General features: G+C 63.6%; 15 protein-coding genes. 11 read left to right on the top strand and 4 right to left on the bottom strand.

What is annotated here, in order from left to right; all coding sequences use genetic code 11:
* The first annotated feature begins 81 nt into the window (after nt 1-81).
* The 4 genes from trxB (at nt 82) to ACODTA_RS03480 (ending at nt 3,945) form a co-directional block, all read left to right on the top strand.
* Nucleotides 82-1,041, top strand: a complete 960-nt coding sequence (trxB, locus tag ACODTA_RS03495) for a thioredoxin-disulfide reductase (protein WP_489064411.1) — start codon at nt 82-84, stop codon at nt 1,039-1,041.
* A gap of 203 nt (nt 1,042-1,244) precedes the next feature.
* A complete protein-coding gene (locus ACODTA_RS03490) occupies nt 1,245-3,023 on the top strand; it encodes a hypothetical protein (protein WP_489064410.1) in 1,779 nt (592 codons plus the stop codon).
* On the top strand, nt 3,020-3,523 hold the full coding sequence (locus ACODTA_RS03485) for a TadE/TadG family type IV pilus assembly protein (RefSeq protein WP_489064409.1): 504 nt from the start codon (nt 3,020-3,022) through the stop codon (nt 3,521-3,523). Before ACODTA_RS03490 ends, ACODTA_RS03485 begins: the two co-directional genes overlap by 4 nt.
* Complete coding sequence (locus tag ACODTA_RS03480) at nt 3,520-3,945, top strand: TadE/TadG family type IV pilus assembly protein (protein WP_489064408.1); 426 nt, start codon at nt 3,520-3,522, stop codon at nt 3,943-3,945. Before ACODTA_RS03485 ends, ACODTA_RS03480 begins: the two co-directional genes overlap by 4 nt.
* A 15-nt stretch (nt 3,946-3,960) precedes the next feature.
* Here the strand turns inward: ACODTA_RS03480 and ACODTA_RS03475 are convergent, their stop codons facing one another.
* From ACODTA_RS03475 to ACODTA_RS03460, 4 genes are all read right to left on the bottom strand, one after another.
* Nucleotides 3,961-4,743, bottom strand: a complete 783-nt coding sequence (locus tag ACODTA_RS03475; RefSeq protein ID WP_489064407.1) for a hydrolase 1, exosortase A system-associated — start codon at nt 4,741-4,743, stop codon at nt 3,961-3,963.
* Nucleotides 4,728-5,447, bottom strand: coding sequence for an alpha/beta hydrolase family protein (locus ACODTA_RS03470; protein ID WP_489064406.1), 720 nt, complete (start codon nt 5,445-5,447; stop codon nt 4,728-4,730). The genes ACODTA_RS03475 and ACODTA_RS03470 overlap by 16 nt, the downstream gene beginning before the upstream one ends.
* Nucleotides 5,444-5,716, bottom strand: coding sequence for an acyl carrier protein (locus ACODTA_RS03465; RefSeq protein WP_489064405.1), 273 nt, complete (start codon nt 5,714-5,716; stop codon nt 5,444-5,446). Before ACODTA_RS03465 ends, ACODTA_RS03470 begins: the two co-directional genes overlap by 4 nt.
* 154 nt (nt 5,717-5,870) lie before the next feature.
* Nucleotides 5,871-6,746, bottom strand: a complete 876-nt coding sequence (locus ACODTA_RS03460) for a GNAT family N-acetyltransferase (RefSeq protein WP_489064404.1) — start codon at nt 6,744-6,746, stop codon at nt 5,871-5,873.
* Between the two features lie 164 nt (nt 6,747-6,910).
* On the opposite strand from ACODTA_RS03460, the gene ACODTA_RS03455 reads away from it, so the two are divergent.
* The 7 genes from ACODTA_RS03455 to ACODTA_RS03425 all read left to right on the top strand — a co-directional run bounded on the left by ACODTA_RS03455 (nt 6,911) and on the right by ACODTA_RS03425 (nt 15,763).
* Nucleotides 6,911-8,455: an acyl-CoA ligase (AMP-forming), exosortase A system-associated gene (locus ACODTA_RS03455; RefSeq protein WP_489064403.1), complete on the top strand. Its 1,545-nt coding sequence runs from the start codon at nt 6,911-6,913 to the stop codon at nt 8,453-8,455.
* Nucleotides 8,452-9,684, top strand: coding sequence for a pyridoxal-dependent decarboxylase, exosortase A system-associated (locus ACODTA_RS03450; protein ID WP_489064402.1), 1,233 nt, complete (start codon nt 8,452-8,454; stop codon nt 9,682-9,684). Before ACODTA_RS03455 ends, ACODTA_RS03450 begins: the two co-directional genes overlap by 4 nt.
* A gap of 183 nt (nt 9,685-9,867) precedes the next feature.
* On the top strand, nt 9,868-10,473 hold the full coding sequence (locus ACODTA_RS03445; protein WP_489065383.1) for an XrtA/PEP-CTERM system exopolysaccharide export protein: 606 nt from the start codon (nt 9,868-9,870) through the stop codon (nt 10,471-10,473).
* A 30-nt stretch (nt 10,474-10,503) separates the two neighbouring features.
* On the top strand, nt 10,504-12,054 hold the full coding sequence (locus tag ACODTA_RS03440; protein WP_489064401.1) for an XrtA system polysaccharide chain length determinant: 1,551 nt from the start codon (nt 10,504-10,506) through the stop codon (nt 12,052-12,054).
* A gap of 10 nt (nt 12,055-12,064) precedes the next feature.
* Entirely contained in the window at nt 12,065-13,102 is a 1,038-nt protein-coding gene (locus ACODTA_RS03435) for a P-loop NTPase family protein (RefSeq protein ID WP_489064400.1), read from the top strand.
* A 2-nt stretch (nt 13,103-13,104) separates the two neighbouring features.
* Complete coding sequence (locus ACODTA_RS03430) at nt 13,105-14,715, top strand: hypothetical protein (RefSeq protein ID WP_489064399.1); 1,611 nt, start codon at nt 13,105-13,107, stop codon at nt 14,713-14,715.
* Nucleotides 14,716-14,734: 19 nt separating this feature from the next.
* The gene (locus ACODTA_RS03425; RefSeq protein ID WP_489064398.1) at nt 14,735-15,763 is read left to right on the top strand and encodes an XrtA/PEP-CTERM system-associated ATPase; all 1,029 of its coding nucleotides are present in this window, start codon (nt 14,735-14,737) and stop codon (nt 15,761-15,763) included.

Raw genomic sequence — 15,763 nt, 5'->3', positions numbered from 1 at the left:
CCGGAGACGGGGAGGGCTTATTGCGAGTCACCCGCTGAATCCCTATCTCCGAAACCGATCAATCGGGGATTCTCTTCAGACATGACCGCTACCCATTCCACCCGCATGCTCATTCTCGGCTCGGGGCCGGCGGGGCTTTCCGCCGCGATCTACGGTGCGCGCGCCGGCCTGTCGCCGATCGTCGTCCAGGGCATGCAGCCGGGCGGCCAGCTCACCATCACCACCGATGTCGAGAATTATCCGGGCTTCCGCGAAGTCATCCAGGGCCCGTGGCTGATGGAGGAGATGCAGGCGCAGGCCGAACATGTCGGCACCCATTTCGTCTATGACCAGATCGTCGATGTCGATCTGTCCGAGCGTCCGTTCCGCCTGTATGGCGACGGCGGCGCGGTTTATGTCGCGGATACGCTGGTGATCGCGACCGGCGCCCAGGCCAAGTGGCTTGGCCTTGAAAGCGAGCATCTGCTGCAGGGCAAGGGTGTTTCAGCCTGTGCCACCTGCGATGGCTTCTTCTATCGCGGCAAGAAGGTGGTCGTGATCGGCGGCGGCAACACCGCTGTCGAGGAAGCGCTGTACCTGACCAATCACAGCCACGACGTCACGCTGATCCATCGCCGTGACAGCTTGCGCGCCGAGAAGATCCTGCAGCAGCGACTATTCGCGCATCCCAACATCAAGATCCTCTGGAACAAGGGAGTCGAGCGCTTCGTGGGTGGGGGCAATCCCGAGGGACTGGTCGGCGTCGATCTGGTCGATACGGTCACGGGCGAGAAAAGCCATATCGAGACCGATGGCGCCTTTGTCGCGATCGGCCACAAGCCGGCGACCGAGTTGTTCGAGGGCAAGCTGGAACTCGATGAAGGGTATCTCGTGGTCGAAAAGGGTACCAGCCGCACCGCGGTTCCGGGCGTGTTCGCGGCGGGTGATGTCACCGACAAGATCTATCGTCAGGCGGTCACGGCGGCCGGCATGGGCTGCATGGCCGCGCTCGATGCCGAGAAATTCCTTGCGGAGGCTGATTTCGAACTCGAGGTCGCCTAGGCGGCTTGCGATTAAGCCGCGTGGAATCGCGTTGAAAAGATTGAAGTTTGCGATGGGCGGTCCGATTTGATCGGATCGCCTCGCGGTAATTGTAAAAAAATGTTTCCTGTCTGGTCATTTTGATCTGAAATTGGTGCGACGCACAAATTTCGTTAACTGTTAAGCATCACACCGGTCGAGTCATGATGCTCGGATTCAATCATTTGTTGCGCGATCGGCGCGGTGGCGTCTCGATCATCGGGGCGTTTTCGCTGGTATCGGTCATCGGCATCGCCGCCCTCTCGATCGAACTGGGGCAGGGGTATCAGGCCAAGGTGACGACGCAGGCCGTCGCGGACAGCGCCGCGCTGGCTGCGGCCGTCGCGTTCTCGCAAAACAAGCAGGACGCCATCCTCACGCCGACGGCGAATAGCATCGCGAACGCCAACGGCATCGCGACATCGGCCGTGACCGTCACGCAGGTGAGCAACTACAGCGCGGAGGTCGACTCAGCGGTTCGCGTTGTCGTTCGCCGCGATATTCCGCTCTACTTCGCCCGGATATTCTCGACGAGCCTGAGTTTCACCGTCCTCTCGGAAGCTGTGGCGCCGCTGAGCGCCAGCACGACCCCGGCTTGCTTCATCGCGTTGTTGCCGAGCGGAACTGGAATCCAGCTTTCAGGCGGCACCCGCATCAATGCCCCGAATTGCGGCGTCAATTCGAATGCAGCGATCGCCGTGACCGGTGGCTCCGGTATCACCGCCAAGGCTACAAGCGCTTCGAAGGCGACGACGGTTTCCGGTGGCAGCATCATCACCGCCGACACGGTGACGTCCGGAAACGGGGCCGCCGTGCAGGGCGGCAGTACGATCAACGGGACGCAAAAGACGCAATCAAACAGCACGCCCGATCCAATGGCCGGTAATGCGGCAATCGCGGCGGCACAGGCCAAGCTTGGGAGTTTCACTGCGCCGCAGGTGCCGAGCGTGCCGACAGGCGAAGACCTAACGCTCGGTTATTATCCGACGACAATGACCTTCCAGGGGCGCAGTGCTTCGCTTGTCAACGGCGTCTGGACCTTTCCGGCGGGCACCTACAATATCCGCAATCTCAATACGCAGAGCCTGACGTTGAAGATTGAAGGGCCGTCGACGGTCACTGTCTCGGGTGGTGTCACCGTGGGCGGTGGCGGAAAGCTGATAATCGGTGACGGCGCTGTCACGATCAATGCACCCATCACCCTGGGCGGCGGAACGTCGATGACCATCGGTGCGGGGCGGCATCATATCGGGCAGATCACGCTCAGTGGCGGGTCGAAGGCCCAGATCGGTGCGGGTGATCTGGACGTCAACGGAGCGATCTTGATCGATGGTGGCGGCAGTTCGATGACGGTGGGGGCCGGCAATTATGCGATAGGCCGCAACGGATCAGGGACCGCGATCAATCTGTCGGGCGGTAGTACCCTCGTCTTTGGCGATGGGACTTTCAGTGCGAATGGTTCGATCACCACCAGCGGTGGCAGCGGCATTACGTTCGGGGCGACCGCCAACCATCTGATCAACGGCAATCTTTCGCTGCAGGGCAGTTCGACTTTCGGTGCTGGCACCTACACGATCAACGGCTCGTTCACGAACAATACCGGCGGCAACATCACGGGCAGCAACGTCTCCTTCATCCTGGCTGGAACCCTTAACATGGCGGGTGGGACCAATGTGGTGCTGACGGCTCCTATCAATTCGCAATGGGGAATTCCCGACCTGCTGTTCGCAACGACGAGCAGCGCGGCGACCCGCTTGGCCGGAGGTTCGCAGAATCAGTTTGGTGGCATGCTGCATTTGCCCAATTCGGATCTGGATATGACTGGCGGAGTCACCGCGACGGGCCGATGCTTCATGGTCGCGGCACGGACGATCACGATCGCCAGTGGGCCTTCAGCCGCGACCTATTGCGACAGCATGGGCAGTGGGAGCAATGGCGTCACAAGCATTCGGCTGATCCGGTGAAGCAGGGACTGCACATAAAAAGCCTCGGTCGTGACAAGCGCGGTGTGGCTGCGGTCGAGTTCGCCCTCTGGTCCACGCTGATCTTCCTCGCTCTGGTGCCCGCACTCGATTTTGGCGTCTATCTGCTGACGGGAAGCCGGCTTGCGGCAACGGTGCAACAGGCATCGATTCTGGCGTTCAACATGCGTGATCAGGACGTGATCGATACCGCGCCATTGACCGCCTATGTCGCGGCATCGGGCAACGGCGTCACGGCATCTGTTGTTTGCAACGGCGGCGCTGCGGCCTGCGGCACACGCAAGTCGGAGCGGCAATGCGCCTGCGTCACGGGGGTTTCGACCTATTCCAACATCAGTTGCGGTGGATCCTGCGCCAATGGTTCGAAGCCGGGATTTTATCTGACAGTCCAGGCCAGTCGTTCCTATTCGGCGTCCGTGGTTCCAAACAGATTCCTTGAAGGTGACAGGATCAGTCGGGCGGTGACGGTGCGACTGCAATGATCGGGCTTCGCGGCGGATTTGCACTGCTCTCGGATAAGCATGGGGCAAGCGTGGTGGAATTCGCGCTTGTGGCACCCGTTCTATTGGCTTTCATCATGTTGTTGATAGAGGGCGGTCGCATGGAATGGACGCGGCAGGCGATCCAGGAAGTGGCGGTAAACACAGCGCGCTGCATGGCAGTGGGCAAGAACGAATGCGCCAGCAATCCCGGTATCATCCAATATGCGCAGCAGCGCGGCAATGATTGGGGCGTGTCGCTGGCCGCCGCCACGATCACGCCGAGCGTCAATCAAACCTGCAACGCAGTGGCCGGCATGCGCCGCGTCGATATCGACCTGCCCTATCAAACTGTCGTTGGAATGTTGTTCCCCGGTGTCCCGCGCCAGCTACAGGCATCCGCCTGTTTTCCGGCGATCACCTGAGCAGCCGTTGACGGCTTAAGTTCCGGACAAGACCTCCAACAAAGTGCCAGTCAATGCCTCGGCATCCGCCGCCTTCGCGAAGCTGTGGGAATTGCTTTCGATCTCGACGGTCGTCACGTGAGTTGCTCTCTGGTTGCCCCAAGCATCGGCGAAGGCGAGGGCGGTGGCGTCGCGCCGGGCAAGGACAATGTGGATGGGGTGGGGGCTGGCCGTGATCGCGGTTCGCATCCGTTCGGCCAGTCCGCCTGATGGCCCCTTGGCGGCGACCGCGCGCAGCCCCTTGAAGACTTTGGCGATGTTGACGCCGCCACGTATTAACCGCAGCCATTCGCGCGGATCGAGCAGTTTTTCGCGATAGCGCGCCTTGATCGCGGCGGCAGGCGGCATTTCGCCGAGATTCTCGATTACCCAGGGATTGGCGAGGACGAACGCGTCGATGCCCAGATCCGCGCCGAACAGCGCAAGTGTGCTGGCGCCGTCGCAATTTCCGAAGCCGACCATCCGTGACATGCCTGGCGCGGCGGCGCGGAAGGCAGCCACGGCGGCGGCCAGATCAAGGCCGCCGGTCTCGAAACCGCCATTCTCGCCGGCCGCATCGCCAACACCGCGCCTATCATAGCGAAAGACCGGATGGCCTGCAGCCGCGATCCGTGCAGCGAGGGCGGACATATTGCCGTGCGATCCGCTCAGCGTTTCATTCCCGCCGGAAACGATCAGCAATCCGCTCCTGCCCGGCGCCTCATCCAACGCGGCGGCCAGCGGCACTCCCTCGCAGGACAGATTCAGCCATTGGCGCATGTTTTGATCCAGTCTGCGATATCCGTCGCAATCGACTCTGAAAGAACGGGATCATGCTCCGGTTCGCTGCGTCGCCAGAGGGGCTGGCCGGGCAATTTGATATCGGCCGGCTGCACGTCGGTTGCTAGGCGCGCAACCCTCAGCGGTGCGGCATTGATGGTCGTGGCCGATTTCAAGGCACGAACAAAGCCTGGCGCGATGCGATATCCGGCAACCTCGAAGGGGGCGGAGAGTGCTTGCGCCTCAACCTCTGCCGCACTCGCCGTCGCGCCGTCCTCTCGGTCGGCGGCCATGCGGATTCGTACCAGATCGCGCAGTAGTGCTGATCCTTCCGCTGGGGCCAGACGCCACCGGGTTTCGACGTCGACCGCGCCATCGAGCAGCGCACCGCCGCGCAGCGATACGGTGTGAGTGGCCCCCGTCGCGGCCGCTGCGGCGGCAGTCGCGCCAGTCCAGTCCGGCCAGTCCAGTGAAGCGAGGGGCGTCAGGCTCTCGAGCGTGCCCGGCATGTCGGGCAGCGCGCAGCGATAGCTTTGCCGGCCGAGCGCACGCATCGTCTCGATCAGCAAATGCCGCGTCCGGTTCGCTTCCTCGAAAAAGGGCGCGAGAAACAGGACGACGGGGCCATCCCCCCCGATCTCGGCGATCCGTTCCTGCCTGCCGCGCCATTCATAGCTGCGCCAGGCGGCCGGCAAGTCGCTCACCCAAGCGCCTTTGCGCGCGCGAAGGCGACCAGATTGCCGTAGCTTTCGAGCATCTCGCCATCGACCTCGTCATCGTCGATGATCACGCCCAGCCGGTCCTCGATCTCGGTCAACAGGCCAGCCACCGCCATCGAATCGAGTTCGGGCAGCGCGCCGAACAGCGGCGTCGAATCGGTGAATCCCGCCAGCCGCTCATGGCTGATCCCAAGAATATCGTGCAGAACGCCGCGGATCGCCGCGTCGATTTCGTCAGCTTCTCCAGACCCCACGTGAGTTTCCCGTTTCTAGAGTGTCCGTTGCGACTACAGCGTGCTGTGCGAAATGTGAATCGCGCAGTTGTGTTGATTTGTTGTCACATCGTTTTTTGCGGAAAACCGGATCCCACCCCCGCCTTCGCGGGGGCAGGGTTTTCCGCGCGATGCTCTAATCGACGGAGCCGCGCCGGACAAGCCGGGCGAGCTTCGCACGCATGGCGCCCGCCAGTCCGCGCAACGTCCGCAGATTGTGGAGGTCAATCTGTTCCAGCGGACGTGACCGATCCATCCAGTCCGCCTTGTAGCGATCATTGCCTGTGCCATAATCGATCGTGGATATGCCACCGTCGATGACGTGCTGGAACAGCGCGGCGCTCAGCAGGGACCCGGGCGAATGCTCCGCCGCATCTTCCACATAAGCGAGCTTGTGAATGATCGCGGTGTCGTTCTCGACGGTCCAGAGCTGCGCCGCGACCGCGCGGTCCTCTATATAGGCGAGCCCCATTCTGAGCGTGCCCGCAGCCCCTTCGCTTTCGGCCATCGCACGCAGGAATTCGGGTGATCCTTCGTCGCCTTTCCAGCTTTGCGCATAGATTTCCTCGTAGGCGGTCCAGGCGCGTTCATCGAACCGGTCGAGAATCTCGACCGAAACCACGCCCTTCTTGCCTTTGCGCTGGACGGTGCTGCGTACCTGGCCCGGGCGCTCCGCCCAATAGGTCGGGAAATCCTTGTCGGTCAGGTTGGCGATCCAGTTGACCGTCGCGGGCGCGCGCGATGCCGCCCAGCCGCGTCTCGAAAACGCGCGTGCGATCAACTCAGCCGTGCCGTCCTCGACGGGCACCGGCCGCAGCGTGATCCGGCTGACGCCGAGCCGCCTGGCCTTGAGACGGGCGGCGATGGCGATAAGCAGCCTGAGTTTGACCGCTTCGCTCGGATTGCCGGTGAAGACGGGCCGGAAGGACAGGGTGTACCAGCTCGCCAGCGCAGTCAGCGAACCGGATTCGGTGCGGGCCAGGAACAGCCAGGCTTGCGCCTTTTCACTCACTGCCCGGACGACAAGCGGCCGGATCCCCGGGGGGCAATGCGCCCATATCCTGCGAAACCATTCGAGCCTGTCAAACAAAGCCGATTGCGACGCGCGATCCAGCGATCCGCGTGCCGCCGCCTCCACGGCGTCGAAATCGTCGAAATACTCGCCCTTAACCCACAATGCGCTATGTCCCTCCGGAACATGACAGAAAATGCGGAGCAACAGTGCTGCAGCCCGATCCCGTACCACAGCCGCTAGACCATATTCTCGCCAAAGGCGATGCCCATGCGCCCGCGCTCGTGCTTCGTTCCGGGACGATCGACTATCAGGCGCTTGACGCGTTGGTCGGTCGCGTCGCCGCGGGCTTGCGCGGACGCGGTCTCGCGCCCGGCGATCGTGTTGCCGCATGGTTGGCGAAGACGAGGCTCGCTTGCATCATGCCGCTGGCGGCCGCCCGTGCCGGGCTGATCTACGTACCGCTCAATCCGCTGCTGAAGCGCGCCCAGATCTCGCATATCATGGCGGATTGCGGGGCCAGTCTTTTGATCACGAACGAAAGTCGTGCCGCCACTTTGCAGCTTGGGGATGTCGATTGTCCGGTCGAAACTGACGAAGACGCGATCTTCGCCGACGCCGCGCTGCCGCCATCCTCGGCGGATCCATCGGATGTTGTCGAAATCCTCTACACCTCGGGATCGACAGGGCGGCCGAAGGGTGTGGTGCTCAGCCACGCCAATCTCTGGCTGGGGGCGATCAGCGTCTCCCACTATCTGAAGCTGGGCGCGGCGGACCGGACATTGTGCGTGCTGCCCTTCAGTTTCGATTATGGTCAGAATCAGCTTTTCAGCACCTGGGCGGCGGGCGGTGTCGCCATCCCGCTCGATTATCTGACGCCGCGTGACGTCATCAAGGCGATCGAGAAACATGGCGTGACGACGCTTGCCGGCGTGCCGCCGCTCTGGGTGCAACTGGCTGAAACACCCTGGCCGGAAGGCGTGCCACAACTGCTCAGGCGCCTTACAAACTCGGGCGGTGCGGTGCCGGTGCCGCTGGTCAGGAAGCTGCGGGCGCTCTTCTCCAATGCCGATCTCTATCTGATGTACGGGCTGACCGAGGCGTTCCGCTCAACCTATCTCGATCCGACGCTGGTCGATTCGCATCCGGGATCGATGGGCAAGGCGATCCCGTTCGCCGAGATCCTCGTCGTCCGCCCCGACGGCAGCATCGCCGATGATGGAGAGCCGGGCGAACTGGTCCATGCCGGGCCCTTGGTGGCGCAGGGTTATTGGCGCGACGCCGAGCGGACCGCCGAACGCTACAAACCGGCGCCCGCCGAGTCGGAAATGGGTGGAGTCGCCGTATTTTCGGGAGATCGCGTGGTGCGTGACGCCAACGGCTTGCTCAGCTTCGTCGCGCGCGGGGACGAGATGATCAAGTCCGCTGGCAACCGGATCAGCCCGACCGAGGTGGAGGAAGCCGCGATCTCGAGCGGTGCCGCGGTCGAGGCGGTCGCGCTGGGCGTGCCCGACGAACGGCTGGGGCAGGCGATCCTGCTGATCGTGCGTCCGTTCGGCGCAGAGCCGGAGGAACGGTTGCGATCCTGGCTCAAGGCCGAACTGCCCGGCTATATGCAGCCGCGCGAAATCCTGCTGCGCGAGGAATTACCGCGCAATCCCAATGGGAAGCTCGATCGTGCCGCCATCCGCAAGGAGCATGCCGCATGAAGCCGATGGGTCAGGTGCCCGCCGATTTCACCGGCGAGGATGGCGAATTGCTGATCGCCGGCCGCCGGGTGAGCGATATTGTCGCGCAGGCGGGGAGCACGCCGCTGTTCGCCTACGATCTCGGCATTGTCCGCCGACGCTTCGATGCGCTGCGTGCCGCGATGCCGTCGGCGCTATCGCTCCATTACGCGATGAAGGCCAATCCCTATCCGTCGTTGCTGGCGGCCATGACCGGGATCGTCGATGGGATCGATGTTGCCTCGGTCGGCGAGATGCGTCTCGCCTTGTCCGGCGGAGCGGTTGCCGAGCACATGTCGTTCGCCGGCCCGGGCAAGCGCGATGAGGAGATCGAGGCGGCGATCGGCGCAGGCGTCACGCTCAATTGCGAGTCCGAAGGAGAGGCGGAGCGCGCCTTTTCCATCGGCGATCGCATTGGTGCCGCGCCGCGCCTGGCGGTGCGGGTCAATCCCGATTTCGAACTCAAGGGATCGGGCATGCGCATGGGCGGGCGCCCGACCGCCTTCGGCGTCGATGCCGCGCGCGTGCCCGCGCTTGTCCGTCGGATCATCGAGCGCGGCGCCGAATGGCGCGGTTTCCACATCTATAGCGGTTCACAGGCGCTTGATCCGGAGGCGCTGATCGAAACCCAGGCCGCAACCGTGGCGCTGGCCGCGCGGTTGGCGGAGGAGGCGGGGATGACGCCGCCGTACGTCAATCTCGGCGGCGGATTCGGCATTCCCTATTTCCCCAACGAGGTGCCGCTCGACATCGCGCGGATCGGCGCGGCGCTGGGCGAAACGCTGGACCTGCGACCAGCGGCGTTGGCGAGCACCGGGTTCGCGATCGAACTCGGCCGCTGGCTGGTCGGCGAGTGCGGCGTCTATCTGGCGCGCGTGATCGATCGGAAGCAGAGCCATGGCGAGACCTTCCTTGTCACCGATGGGGGGCTCCACCATCAGCTTGCCGCCAGCGGCAATTTCGGGACTGTCGTTCGCCGCAACTATCCGCTGGCCGTCGCTACGCGTTTCGGCATGGAGGTTGAGGAAAGCGTGACGGTTGTCGGCTGTCTCTGCACGCCGCTCGACGTGCTGGGCAATCAAACGGGATTGCCGCGCGCCGAGGTTGGTGACATCATCGCGGTGTTCATGGCCGGTGCCTATGGCGCCAGTGCGAGCCCCTCGGGCTTCCTAGGCCACGGTCCCGCAAGGGAAATTCTGCTCGGCAACTGACGTCATTGGGCCGATTAACTATCGATCCTAACAGAATTTTCACCTTTTTCCGGCACAAGCGACCGCATCTTCGGGCCTCTCCATGCGCGTCGACGGGCGCCAGGGAAACGGCTCGGAATGGGCGAAAAGGTGATAATGATGCGTGGTTCGGGCAGGATCTCCAAGCTGATGCTGGGCGCTGGCATGGCCGCGCTCTCGCTCTCCGCATGCGCCGGCGGCCCGTCCACTGGCGGCCAGCTTCCACCTGCGGCCTTTGTTTCGATGCAGGAGGGGCCGGGTGAGGATTATATCATCGGCCCGCTCGATCAGCTCACCATCTTCGTCTGGCGCAATCCGGAGCTCGGGGCCAAGGTTCAGGTTCGCCCCGATGGCCGCATCACCACGCCGCTGATCGCCGATATGCCCGCTGTCGGCAAGACGCCGGCGATGCTGGCGCAGGATCTCAAGATCCAGCTCGGCGAATATATCAAGGATCCACTGGTCTCGGTCATCGTCGATAATTTCTCCGGAACCTATTCGCAGCAGATCCGTGTGGTCGGCGCGACGGAGAAGCCGGCTTCGCTGCCATATCGCGCCAATATGACGCTGCTCGACGCGATGATCGCGGTTGGGGGCCTGTCGGAATTCGCGGCCGGCAATCGCGCGCGGCTCGTCCGCTTCGACAAGACGACGGGCAAGCAGCGCGAGTATCAGCTCAAGATCAGCCGCCTGCTCAAGCAAGGCGACTCGTCCGCCAACGTCCGCCTTGAACCCGGCGACGTCATCATCATTCCGGAAAGCGCGTTCTGACCGCAGTCTCCAGGGGGACGATAGACACTCATGAACGGGCTTTTCGAGGAATTGCGGATCCTGCTGCACGGGGTGTGGCATCGTCGCTGGATCGCGCTCGCCGTCGCCTGGGCGATCTGCCTGATCGGCTGGCTGGTGATCGCGATGATTCCCAACAGCTATGAATCACAGGCGCGCGTTTTCGTTCAGATGCGTTCGATCCTGCCGGATGCCGGCGGAATCGAGGCGGTCCAGCGCCAGAAGGATATCGATCGGGTTCGCGGCACGCTGACATCGACGGTCAATCTCGAAAAGGTCGTCCGTGGCACCGATCTGAGCCTGAAGGCGACCAACGACGCCGCGATCACCGCGCGCGCATCCGGCTTGCAGAAGAGCATCAAGGTCGTCGCCGATCCGCTGCAGGAAGGCACGTTCCAGATCACTGCCACGGCGAAGCAAACCGACATGTCGGATGCGCAGAACGCCAAGCTGGCGCGCGACATCGTCCAGAAGCTGATCGATATCTTCGTCGAGGAGAATCTGGCGGGCGACCGCGCGGTCAACAGCCAGTCGCTCAAATTCCTCGATGCGCAGCTCGCCGAACGCGAAAAGCAGCTTCAGGACGCCGATCAGAAGCGCCTCGCGTTCGAACAGCAGTTCATGGGGTTGCTGCCCGGCGCGGGATCGATGGCCGAGCGGCTGCAGGCGTCGCGCGCTGAAATCTCGCGGATCGAGGCCGATCTCGTCTCGGCGCAGAGCGCGCTGACCACGGTCAATGCCCAGATCGCCGGTACCGCCGCCAGCACGGCAGTGCCGGGCGTGCCCGGTATGGCGGGGCCGGCGGCGACACGGCTCGCCCAGATCGAAGGGCAACTTGCCGATGCGCGCGCGCGGGGCTGGACCGATGCCTATCCTGACGTTGTCGCGTTGCAGAACCAGCTCGGTTCCGCGCGTGCGGCCGCCGCTGCCGAACGCCGCTCGGGCGGCGGGGGTGGGGCCAATGCCGCCAATCCGCTCTATATCTCCTTGCGCGCGATGCAGGCGGAGAAGCAGTCGACCGTCGCGGCGCTCAGTGCACGCAAGAACCAGATCCAGTCCGACATCAACCAGCTTCTGGCTCGGCAGGATGCCGATCCCGGCGTCGTCGCCGAACAGGCGCGGATCAACCGCGACTATGAAGTGCTGAAGCAGCAATATGACAAGATGCTGGCTGATCGCGAGCAGGTGAAGCTGCGCGGACAGGTGCAGAGCGAGACCGACGCCGTCAGTTTCAAGGTGATCGACCCGCCTGTGCAGCCGCGTGTGCCGGTGGCGCCCAACCGTATCCTGCTGCTGGCGCTCATTCTCGTTGTCGGCATTTGCGGCGGGCTTGGCGCGGCCTTCGCCCTGGGTCAGCTCAAGACGACCTATACGACCGCTGAGCGCCTCGCCAAGGCTAGCGGGTTGCCCGTGCTGGGATCGATCACGGAGATGCTTACTGACGCGCAGCGTGCCGAGCGGCGCAAGCGCATGAAATGGTTCGCCGGGGGAACGGCGGGATTGGCGGGCGCTTTCGTGCTGCTGATCCTGGTCGAGTTCGTCCAGCGCGGCATGGTCGCCTGAGGAGGCTATGGTGAACGAACATACGCCGATCAGGAAGCGTGGCTCACTGCTGGAACGCGCATCCGAACAGTTCGATTTTCGCAAGGCGATCGAGCAGACCGCGCCCGTGCTGCCCAAGGATTTCGTGGCAAGACCCGCTCCAATGCCGGTCAGCGAACCGCTGGCGGCGCCTGTCTTTGCACCGGTGGCTCCCGCGGTTATCGCGGATGCGCCGATCAAGGTTGCTCCACAGAGCCTTGTGGCGTCCGAAGTCGATCCCGTCTTACCGCCCGAACGGCCGGTGGCTGCACCGTCGGCGCCGCGCGCCTTTACCGGCCGTTACGGCCGGGTCGATCGGGACTTGCTGCGCGAGGCGGGATTGATCGTGCCCGATGCGCCGGCGAGTGAGCTCAGCGAGGAGTTCCGCATCGTCAAACGCCAGTTGCTGACCGAGGCGATGGGCGGAGAAAGCGGCCGCCCGCTGCCGCGCGGCCGGATGATCCTCGTCTGCTCGGCACAGCCCAATGACGGCAAGACCTTTTGCGCACTCAACCTGGCGTTGTCGATGGCGGCCGAGAAGGATCTGGAGATCCTGCTGATCGACGGCGATTTCGCGAAACCCGAGATCATCTCGACGCTCGGCCTTGAGCCCGGGCCTGGTCTGCTCGACGCGCTTGCGGACCCGTCATTGTCCGTCGAAACCTGTGTGATCCGCACTGATATTCCGGGGCTCTCGGTGCTGCCGGCGGGCCGGCACACGCACAGCGACACCGAATTGCTCGCCGCAGCCCATGGCCGCGCGGTCCTTCAGGGATTGCTTGACGTCAATCCGTCACGCATCGTGATCTTCGATTCGCCGCCGGTGCTGGCCGCGTCGCCCGCATCGGTGCTCGCACTTACCGTCGGGCAGGCGCTCGTCGTGGTGAAGGCCGACAAGACCGGAGAGGCCGAATTGCGCGACGCGATTGGCTTGCTTTCGGGCTGCGAAAATATCCAGCTTTTGCTCAATGCCACGACCTATGCGTCGGGCGGGCGGAATTTCGGATCCTATTATGGATATGGAGACTGACCATGCGGGCTGACCAGAAAGCCCTGATCGTCGTCGCATGTCTCGCCTCGGGCGCGATTGCCGCGCCCGCACAGGCCGAGAAGCGCATTTCGCCCTATATCGAGATCGGCCAGGTAGTGGAGGCCGACCTCAACAATGGCGGCGACGTGCTGACTTACACCAATGTGGCGGTCGGCATCGAAGCGAGCGTGCGTAATTCCCGCACGGAGGTGCAGATCAGCTACCGTTACGACCGGCGCTTCGACTATAGCAGCGACGTCGACGTCAACGATACGCATACTGGCCTCGCCCGGATCAGCCAGCAACTCGTGCCCAACCTGTTGTCGTTCGACGCAGGCGGCATCGCCACCCGCTCGCGCGTCGACATTCGCGGCGCGGCGCCACAGGTCGGCGGATCGAGTTCGAACAACACGACGCAAGTCTATTCCGCCTATGCCGGGCCGACGCTCGCCACCAATCTCGGTGCGCTCGACGTCGGCGCGGCCTATCGATTCGGCTATACCAAGGTCGAGGATGTGACGACGCTGCGTCTGCCGACCGGGCAACAGCGGCTCGACGGTTATGACGATGCGACCGCGCATTTCGTGACCGCGAATATCGGCATGCGGCCTGGCGAACTCCCAGTGGGCTGGCAGATCAGCGGCGCGTTCGAGCGAGAGAATGTCGGGCAGCTCGCTCAGCGTTTCGAGGGCAAGTTCGTTCGCGGTGACCTGACGGTACCGGTCTCACCCACGCTAGCGCTGGTCGGCGGTGTCGGATATGAGGATATCGAGATCAGCCAGCGCGATGCGCTGCGCGATACGAACGGCGTGCCCGTGGTTGGAAACGATGGACGCTTCATCACCGATCCCGCTTCGCCACGCCAACTGGCTTATGATCAGGATGGACTGATCTATGATGCGGGCGTGATGTGGCGGCCAAGCCGGCGCACGCAGTTGGAGGCGCGCGCCGGGCGGCGTTATGGCGGCACCACCGTCTTCGGCTCGTTCACGCATCAGATGTCGTCAGCATCAGGCGTTTCGGTGGTCGTCTATGACGGCGTCGAAAGCTTCGGCCGGCTGTTGCAGGACAATGTCTCGCGCCTGCCGACCAATTTCAACGTGGCGAGCAGCCGTTTCGGCGGCGGCTTCAACGGCTGCGTCTTCGGCGCGAATGGCGGCGGTGGCGGGGGATGCCTGGACGATGTGTTCCAGTCGATCAACACCGCCAATTTCCGCAATCGCGGGATCACGGCGATCTACACCGCCGCGCGTGGCCCGATCTCGCTCGGTTTCGGCGCCGGTTATGCGCAGCGCAAATATTTCGCGCCGCGCTTCGGCAACGCCTTCTCGCTCGACGGCGTGAAGGATGAGAGCTGGTTCGCCCAGGCCTATTACGGCTATGCGCTGACCGATCACTCCGGTTTGGATTTCAACGCCTATCTCGACTATTACAAGAGCGGCATTCCGAATGCGGAGAGCGTGCTCGGCACCGGCGTCATGGGCACTTATTACCACAATTTCAGCCGCAACCTGAGCGCGAGCGCGACGGGGCAGCTCTATTCGAGCGATCAGAACGGGTTCGAGGATTCGCTGATCGCCTCGCTCTGGCTCGCCATGCGGCTGCAATATTGACGGAAGGCGGACTGAGACGATGTACAGCGACTATTACGGCCTGAACGCCCGGCCTTTCCAGCTTACGCCGGACCCGCGTTTTTATTTCGACAGCGCCACGCACCGCAAGGCGATGGCCTATCTCGGCTACGGCCTGGCGCAGGGCGAGGGCTTCATCGCCATCACCGGCGAGATCGGCAGCGGCAAGACCACGCTGGTCGGCCATCTGATGGCGACGATCGACGCGGCGCGGCTGACCGCGATCAAGATCGTCTCCACCCAGATCGAAGGCGACGACATGCTGCGCATGACCGCGCAGGCGATGGGGCTTTCCAGCGACGGGCTGGAAAAGGCGCAGATCCTGGAGCGGATCGAGCGATTTCTGCTCGGCCAGGCGCAGGAAGGCAAGCGCACGCTGCTGATCGTCGATGAGGCGCAGAACCTGACGGTCTCCGCGCTGGAAGAGCTGCGCATGCTCTCCAACTTCCAGATCGAGGGCCAGGCGCTTCTCCAGATCTTCCTGTTGGGGCAGCCCGAATTCCGGGCGCGGCTCAACGGATCGGAACGGCTCGAGCAATTGCGCCAGCGCGTGATCGCGACGCATCATCTGGAACCCATGCAGGCTGATGAGATCGAGCCCTACATTGTCCACCGCCTGTCATTGGCCGGCTGGACCGGCAATCCGCAATTCACGCCTCAGGCCTATGCCGAGATGTATCGCCACAGTGAAGGCGTGCCGCGTCGGCTGAACGCCCTGGCGAGCCGGGTGATGCTCTATGGCGCGGTCGAGCAGCTTGGCGTCATCGACGCCGATGACGTGGCCAACGTGATCACGGACATGGAAGGCGATACGCCGACCGAAACGCTGCGCAGGCCCACCGCCGTGCCCACGGCGTCGCAGGCCGCGGCTGTAGTCGATGAATCGCTCTCCGCCCGGATCGCGTTGCTCGAGACGCGGCTGGAAGAGCAGGAAACGGCGCTCCGGCGCGTGCTGACGTTGCTGATCGACTGGGCGGAGGCCGATCGCCAGTCGCCCGATCTGTCGCTGATCCGCGAAAGCGCCGCCTGA

Source organism: Sphingomonas sp. FG14, from assembly GCF_057809675.1.
The sequence above is the reverse complement of the archived record's forward strand: the minus strand, read 5'-3'. Positions and strand labels throughout refer to the sequence as shown.

Bases quoted from the DNA above. Each gene is read 5' to 3' on its own strand.
- trxB (WP_489064411.1), top strand. From the start codon at position 82: ATGACCGCTACCCATTCCACCCGCATGCTCATTCTCGGCTCGGGGCCG.
- ACODTA_RS03480 (WP_489064408.1), top strand. From the start codon at position 3,520: ATGATCGGGCTTCGCGGCGGATTTGCACTGCTCTCGGATAAGCATGGG.
- ACODTA_RS03475 (WP_489064407.1), bottom strand. From the start codon at position 4,743: ATGCGCCAATGGCTGAATCTGTCCTGCGAGGGAGTGCCGCTGGCCGCC.
- ACODTA_RS03455 (WP_489064403.1), top strand. From the start codon at position 6,911: ATGCGCTATGTCCCTCCGGAACATGACAGAAAATGCGGAGCAACAGTG.
- ACODTA_RS03450 (WP_489064402.1), top strand. From the start codon at position 8,452: ATGAAGCCGATGGGTCAGGTGCCCGCCGATTTCACCGGCGAGGATGGC.
- ACODTA_RS03445 (WP_489065383.1), top strand. From the start codon at position 9,868: ATGGCCGCGCTCTCGCTCTCCGCATGCGCCGGCGGCCCGTCCACTGGC.
- ACODTA_RS03440 (WP_489064401.1), top strand. From the start codon at position 10,504: ATGAACGGGCTTTTCGAGGAATTGCGGATCCTGCTGCACGGGGTGTGG.
- ACODTA_RS03430 (WP_489064399.1), top strand. From the start codon at position 13,105: ATGCGGGCTGACCAGAAAGCCCTGATCGTCGTCGCATGTCTCGCCTCG.
- ACODTA_RS03425 (WP_489064398.1), top strand. From the start codon at position 14,735: ATGTACAGCGACTATTACGGCCTGAACGCCCGGCCTTTCCAGCTTACG.